The sequence below is a fragment of the Marinococcus luteus genome, from assembly GCF_900106595.1.
Classification (GTDB): Bacteria; Bacillota; Bacilli; order Bacillales; family Marinococcaceae; genus Marinococcus; species Marinococcus luteus.
In genome coordinates, this window is record NZ_FNNC01000004.1 from 273,561 (window position 1) to 280,004 (window position 6,444).

Here is a 6,444-nt window from a genome sequence, read left to right on the forward strand (position 1 = left end):
TGAAGACTCCGGCGGAGATTCATCCACCGACGAAGAGGAATCCACTGAGGACTCCTCTTCTGCTCCTTCCGGGGACGACGGCTCTGATGAAACTGAAGACTCCGGCGGAGATTCATCCACCGACGAAGAGGAATCCACTGAGGATTCCTCTTCTGCTCCTTCTGATGATAATGCCACGGGGGACACCGAAGAGTCTGGCGGCTCATCCACCAATGAAGAAGCCCCCGGCGAAAATTCCTCGCCAGAGGCTTCAAGTGATACTGAGAATGAGATAGATGAAAGCAACTCTTCCGAACAGGAAGAGTAAGGAATAAAAATCATTATGTACTGAAATTAAGAATTAAGCCATCTGGGCCAGTCCAATCCAGACCAGCAATATTGCAATAGGCACTGAAACCATTCCTGCCGTCCGCAGAAAACGTCGATTTTCTTTACTTCCTTTAAATATTAAATAGAAACTTTCCAGTAAAATAATAATACCGATAATTAAAGCAACCAAGACCACCCCGCCCCTTTCTATTCTTACTGTATATCATACCTGAAGGGCCATTAGAAATAAAGAAGCCTCCGTACATAATAAGTACGGAGGCTTCTTACATTTTCATACTCTAGTCTTCCATAGTAGAAAGATCACCAGTAGGCAGATCAAGTTCCCATGCTTTCAAGACACGGCGCATAATCTTACCACTTCTTGTTTTCGGAAGTGATTTACGGAATTCAATTTCTTTCGGCGCAACGTGCCCAGCAAGTTCTTTTTTCACGAAGTTTTGAATTTCTTCTTTCAACTCATCTGAAGCTTCATATCCTTCCCGCAAGGCTACAAATGCTTTGATGATTTCCCCGCGCACCGGGTCTGGCTTACCAATAACCCCTGCTTCACCTACAGCCGGGTGTTCAACCAGTTTGCTTTCTACTTCAAATGGGCCGACTCTTTCACCAGCAGTCATGATAACGTCATCCACACGTCCCTGGAACCAGAAGTAACCGTCTTCGTCCATGTAGGCAGAGTCACCGGATACGTACCAGCCATTCAATTCAAAGTAGCTGTCAAACTTTTCTTTTCTGTTCCAAATAGCCCTCATCATTGCCGGCCAGGTTGGCTTAATAGCCAGGTTACCCATTCGGTTCGGTGGAAGCTCATTTCCCTGATCATCGACAATTGCTCCATAGACTCCTGGGATTGGTTTCCCCATGGACCCGGCTTTAATTGTCATTGCCGGATAGTTACATATCATCATCGCGCCTGTCTCTGTCATCCACCATGTATCATGAATGCGGAGATTAAATGCTTTTTCGCCCCAGCGTACCACTTCTGGATTTAACGGCTCCCCGACACTCAAAATGTGCCGCAGCGAAGAAAGATCATATTCTTTCACAAGCTCGTCTCCGGCGCTCATGAGCATCCGGAAAGCAGTCGGCGCACTGTACCAAACGGATACATTGTACCGATCCAGAGTGTCATACCAGTCCTGTGCGCTGAAGCGTCCGCCGCGCACCACGTTTGTTACGCCGGCAAGCCATGGGCCGAATATGCCGTAGGATGTGCCAGTTACCCAGCCCGGGTCGGCTGTACACCAGTATACATCCCCGTCTTTCAAATCCAACACCCATTTTGCTGTCTGGTAGTGCTGTATCATCGCATTGTGTACATGATAAACGCCTTTTGGCTTTCCAGTAGAACCCGAAGTATAATGCAGGATCAGTCCGTCTTCACGGTCTACCCATTCCGGTTCAAAATCGCTGCCTGCCTGCTGAAGCCTTGCATCAAAATCCAAAAATCCGCCTTTTTCATCATCTACGCCACCGTGGATGAATACTGTTTCCAGGTTTGGAAGATCATCAAACGGTACCCGTTCTACTAGCTGCGGCGTTGTAACGAGCGCTTTTGCTTCACTGTCTTCAAGACGGTCCCGGACCGCACCTTCCATGAATGCTTCAAACAATGGGCCAACGATAGCGCCCACTTTAATTGCACCGAGAAGAGCAAAGTAAAGTTCTGGAGAACGGGACATAAAAATGAAGACGCGGTCTCCCTTTTCAATACCTGCTTCTTTCATTACATTCGCTGCTTTGTTTGTGTATTTTTTCATGTCCGCAAATGTGTATTCCTCTTTGCGGCTTCCATCTAAATAATGCAGTGCTACCTGGTTTTGCTTATCAGGATTCTCCGCATGGCGGTCAATTGCTTCATACGCCATGTTTACCTTTCCTGTTTCGTGCCAAGAGAATTGTTTTTCAATTTCCGACCAGTCAAAATTTTGTTTTGCTTGTTCGTAGTCTTGTAGGTTGTAATTTCCGTCAATTGGTGGAAGCGTTTGCACTTTCATTTGAAACATTCCCTTCTGTCGATCTTGATTTGCACAAATTCATTATAATATAAGTTCATATATTGTTCAATTCTTTCATTTCTTAATATTCTCATTTCTTCCACCAATCTGAAGCGATTTTCTGATATGATAATAATGTAAGCAGTACCATAGGTGGATGAAGGATGGTGTACATGATTCACAAAAAGACCTATTATTCCAGGGAAATCGCATGGAACAACCACACTTTGCTCATGGAAGGCCCTGTTTCTGGTAAAACACTTCACGATTACGACTTTCATCCAGGCCTTACAGCGTTTCGTTCCCATGAAGAACAAAAAAAGGCATTAATCGGCATTGCTGATCTTCCTGAAGGCCGGATTAATATCGTGGCTGATGGCAAAACAATTGTCGGCTATGTCACATTTGTCTATCCGGACCCATTAGAACGCTGGTCAGAAGCCCGTTTGGACAGTCTCCTGGAGCTTGGGGCCATCGAAATAGCCAAAGAATACAGAGGAGCTAAAATTGGCAAACGCCTATTAGAGTTCTCTGTGCTCGATGATGCCATGGAAGACTATATTATTATTACCACAGAGTACTACTGGCACTGGGATCTTAAATCAAGCGGCTTAACCGTTTGGGAATATAGAAAACTCATGGAAAAAATGATGAATGCTGGCGGCCTCGAGTGGATGGCTACTGATGATCCTGAAATTTGCTCTCACCCAGCAAATTGTTTAATGGTAAGAATCGGCTCCCGTGTATCAGATAACGATATTCAACAATTTGATAATGTTCGTTTTACTAATAAATTTATGTTTTAACCGCCTGCATAGAGGAGGAATGTTTGCTTGTTCGTGGAAGAAATTATGGTTAAAGACGTCATAACAATTGAACGAACTACGCTCATACGCACGGCTTTAGAGCTTTTGGAAAAACACCGCATCCGGCATATACCTGTGATCGACGAAAATCGTTATGTCGTCGGTATTGTAGCGGACCGGGATATCCGCGATGCCAGCCCTTCCATTTTTCAGCCCGGCGATGATAAAAAAGAACTGGATCAGCCCGTTTCTACAATTATGACTTCTCCCGTCGTCACAATCATGTCCTATGACCTGATGGCTGACGCTGCAGTAGTCTTATACGAGAACGACATCAGTGCGCTCCCTGTCGTTTCCTCAGATGATAAACTGGTCGGTATACTAACTGAAACCAACGTTCTGCATACGTTAGTAAAAATGACAGGAGCCAATCAGCCATCTTCCCAGATAGATATTGTTGTTCCTAATTTATCCGGACAACTGGCAGAGTTGTCGTTGATTTTTAAAGAAAAAGGCACAAACGTTATCAGTGTACTGCTCTTCCCACACAATGAGATTGATAAGCAGGTGCTCAGCTTCCGGGTGCAGACAATGGACCCCCGAAAGCTGATTGCCGCCATTGAAGAAAAAGGATATACCGTACAATGGCCGAGAATGCCGGAGCCGGGGTCATGACAATGAATCACGCTCTCGTTTATTCTCCGGACATGCCGCAGTACAAATTTAATGACGATCACCCTTTCAGTCCCCTCCGTCAGCAAATTACATTTGACCTGCTGCTTGAAATGGGGGCTATCCGTGATGATCAGCTTGTTCCATCACGGATGGCAACAGATGAAGAAATAATGCTTGTGCACGACCAACATTATGTGGAGGCCGTCAAAACAGCTGGCAAGGGTGAGCTGAGTATCGGCGTCGCAAATAACTACGGGCTGGGCACCGAAGACACGCCTATTTTCGACCACATGCACGAAGCTTCTGCCACGCTTGTCGGCGGCACTCTTCAGGCTGTTGAAACAGTTCTTTCAGGTAAAGCATCTCATGCTTTCCATCTTGGCGGAGGCCTGCACCATGGTTTCCAGGGAAAGGCTTCGGGCTTTTGTGTATATAATGACAGTGCCATTGCCATTGAATACGCACGTAAACACTTCGGAGCACGCGTGTTATATGTTGATACAGATGCCCATCACGGAGATGGAGTCCAGTTTTCTTTTTACGAAGAACCGGATGTCTGCACACTGTCGATTCATGAAACAGGAAGATACCTGTTTCCAGGAACCGGAAGCGTTGGTGAGAAAGGTGCCGGGCAGGGCTACGGCACCTCCATCAATATACCAGTGGACGCCTTTACAGAGGATGAATCTTTTCTGCATTGCTATGAAACAGCACTGCGGGAAGCAGCCGAGTTTTTCAAACCGGACGTCATTTTTACACTTAACGGTGCAGACGCCCACTATTTTGATCCACTCACTCATCTCTCTTTAAGCATTGAGTCATACAAGGCTATTCCTGCGATCGCTCATCAAGTAGCCCATGAATACTGCGAAGGCAGATGGATTGCTGTCGGCGGCGGAGGCTATGATATGTGGAGAGTCGTACCAAGAGCCTGGGCAGCCGTATGGCTTGAAATGAGTGAGCAGACCCAATTATACGAACAAAACTGTCCAGAAGAGTGGCGGAGCCGCTGGGGGGCAAGTGCGCCTATCGAGCTTCCAATCAAATGGCAGGATCCGGAGCACATGTATCCTCCGATCCCAAGACGACCGGAGATTGAAGAAAAAAATATCCGTTCATTAGAAAAAGCCCTTTTTCATATTAGAAATGAAAAACGGCCGTAATTATAAAAAACAAGGGAAGCAGTTAAAAGCTGCTTCCCTTACTTTTCGGGGATATTCGTTGATTGTCTGTATTCCAGACGGTGCGGAAGGACTACGGTGCTTTCATCTACTTCCTCTTTGTTCATAAACTTCGTCAGGAGGCGCATCGAAACCGCCCCGATATCATACATCGGCTGTACTACGGTCGTTAATGTCGGCCTTACCATAGTCGCAAGACGTGTATTATCAAAGCCGATGACATTTACCTGGTCCGGCACACTGAAACCATCATCCTGCAGACCATGAATAACTCCGAGAGCCATTTCATCTGTAGAAGCAAAGATCGCGGTTGGAGGATTTTCGAGCTTCATCAGGGACTGTGCAGCCCGGAGTCCGGAATCATACGAATAATCTCCTACTGTTACTAATTCTTCTTCAAAAGTAATATTGTTTTTATTCAGGGCTTCTTTATAACCGCTGAATTTTTTATATCCATTTACCGGGTCTTCAAGAGAGCCCGAAACCATACCGATTCTTTGGTGCCCACCTTCAATCAGTTCTTCCACAGCGTCAAAAGCAGCATCTGCATAATCAATATTTACTGAAGGCACTTCCTTATTTTCATCGACTGTCGCAGCCAAAACGATCGGCACCGGTGAATGTTTGAATTGTTCCACATGCTCCTCGGTAATTTCGCCGCCCATAAATACAATTCCGTCCACTTGTTTTTCAAGCAGAGTGTTAATTAGATTAATTTCCCGGTCTTTATTCTGATCAGAGTTGCTCAGGATGATATTGTATTTATACATCATCGCAATGTCTTCAATCCCCCGGGCCAGCTCAGCAAAGAAAACACTTGATATATCGGGAATAATCACCCCGACGGTCGTCGTTTTTTTGCTTGCCAGACCACGTGCTACAGCGTTTGGACGGTAACCGAGCCCTTCAATGGCATCCAACACCTTTTTCCTTGTAGCTGGCTTCACGTTTGGGTTGCCATTCACCACACGCGAGACAGTCGCCATTGAAACGCCAGCCTCTCTTGCTACATCATAAATTGTTGTATTCACTAGTAATCCTCCTTCAAGTCCCTTTCATCCACTTCTCAACAGATGATGCTATCATATAATAATGGTTATAGCCTCTGCAATTCATTTATGAAAACTTTTCATAACTTCCTATTCAGCAAAGTTTATTCAGGTTTGTTCTTTTCTTCACAATCACAGATTTTCCAATCATACCATATTAAGCACAAAACGTCTTCATTCTTGATTTGGCCTGTTTTCAATTGTTTTCATTTTACTACGTTTTCATACTTATTTTCAAGAAAACGCTGTCAAATAATTTAAATTAATTATTAAGGCTCACCATAGAAAAAAGCACAGGAAGCCCTGTGCTTTCAGACTGTCGACAATGGCTCTAATTTTAGAGCGTGTCGACAGTTTTTTTATGCTATGATAAAAAGAAATAGCCTGGAAAGGGGTTATGGCGCAT

At 45.0% G+C, this 6,444-nt stretch carries 6 protein-coding genes and 1 pseudogene; 4 read left to right on the forward strand and 3 right to left on the reverse strand.

The genetic code is table 11. The features are described from left to right. Positions 1 to 307, forward strand: a pseudogene (locus tag BLV22_RS15070) (hypothetical protein); the annotation flags it as partial. A 33-nt stretch (positions 308 to 340) separates the two neighbouring features. On the opposite strand, the gene BLV22_RS15075 reads toward BLV22_RS15070, so the two are convergent. Together BLV22_RS15075 and acsA are read right to left on the reverse strand one after the other, a co-directional pair. Further along, on the reverse strand, positions 341 to 499 hold the full coding sequence (locus tag BLV22_RS15075) for a hypothetical protein (RefSeq protein WP_176967740.1): 159 nt from the start codon (positions 497 to 499) through the stop codon (positions 341 to 343). Between the two features lie 109 nt (positions 500 to 608). Next, positions 609 to 2,327 (reverse strand): acetate--CoA ligase, encoded by a 1,719-nt coding sequence (gene acsA, locus BLV22_RS10535; RefSeq protein WP_091614911.1) that lies wholly within the window; start codon positions 2,325 to 2,327, stop codon positions 609 to 611. A gap of 173 nt (positions 2,328 to 2,500) precedes the next feature. Between acsA and BLV22_RS10540 the strand changes: the two genes are divergently transcribed. Genes BLV22_RS10540 through BLV22_RS10550 form a run of 3 tightly spaced genes read left to right on the forward strand, consistent with a single transcriptional unit; the run spans position 2,501 to position 4,971 of the window. Beyond that, a complete protein-coding gene (locus tag BLV22_RS10540; protein WP_091614966.1) occupies positions 2,501 to 3,133 on the forward strand; it encodes a GNAT family N-acetyltransferase in 633 nt (210 codons plus the stop codon). Positions 3,134 to 3,166: 33 nt separating this feature from the next. Beyond that, the gene (locus BLV22_RS10545) at positions 3,167 to 3,808 is read left to right on the forward strand and encodes an acetoin utilization AcuB family protein (protein ID WP_245724076.1); all 642 of its coding nucleotides are present in this window, start codon (positions 3,167 to 3,169) and stop codon (positions 3,806 to 3,808) included. Continuing rightward, positions 3,805 to 4,971 (forward strand): acetoin utilization protein AcuC, encoded by a 1,167-nt coding sequence (locus tag BLV22_RS10550; RefSeq protein WP_091614969.1) that lies wholly within the window; start codon positions 3,805 to 3,807, stop codon positions 4,969 to 4,971. Before BLV22_RS10545 ends, BLV22_RS10550 begins: the two co-directional genes overlap by 4 nt. Before the next feature lie 38 nt (positions 4,972 to 5,009). Here BLV22_RS10550 and ccpA read toward each other — a convergent pair whose 3' ends face one another. Beyond that, positions 5,010 to 6,020: a catabolite control protein A gene (gene ccpA, locus BLV22_RS10555; protein WP_091614916.1), complete on the reverse strand. Its 1,011-nt coding sequence runs from the start codon at positions 6,018 to 6,020 to the stop codon at positions 5,010 to 5,012. Positions 6,021 to 6,444 lie beyond the last annotated feature (424 nt).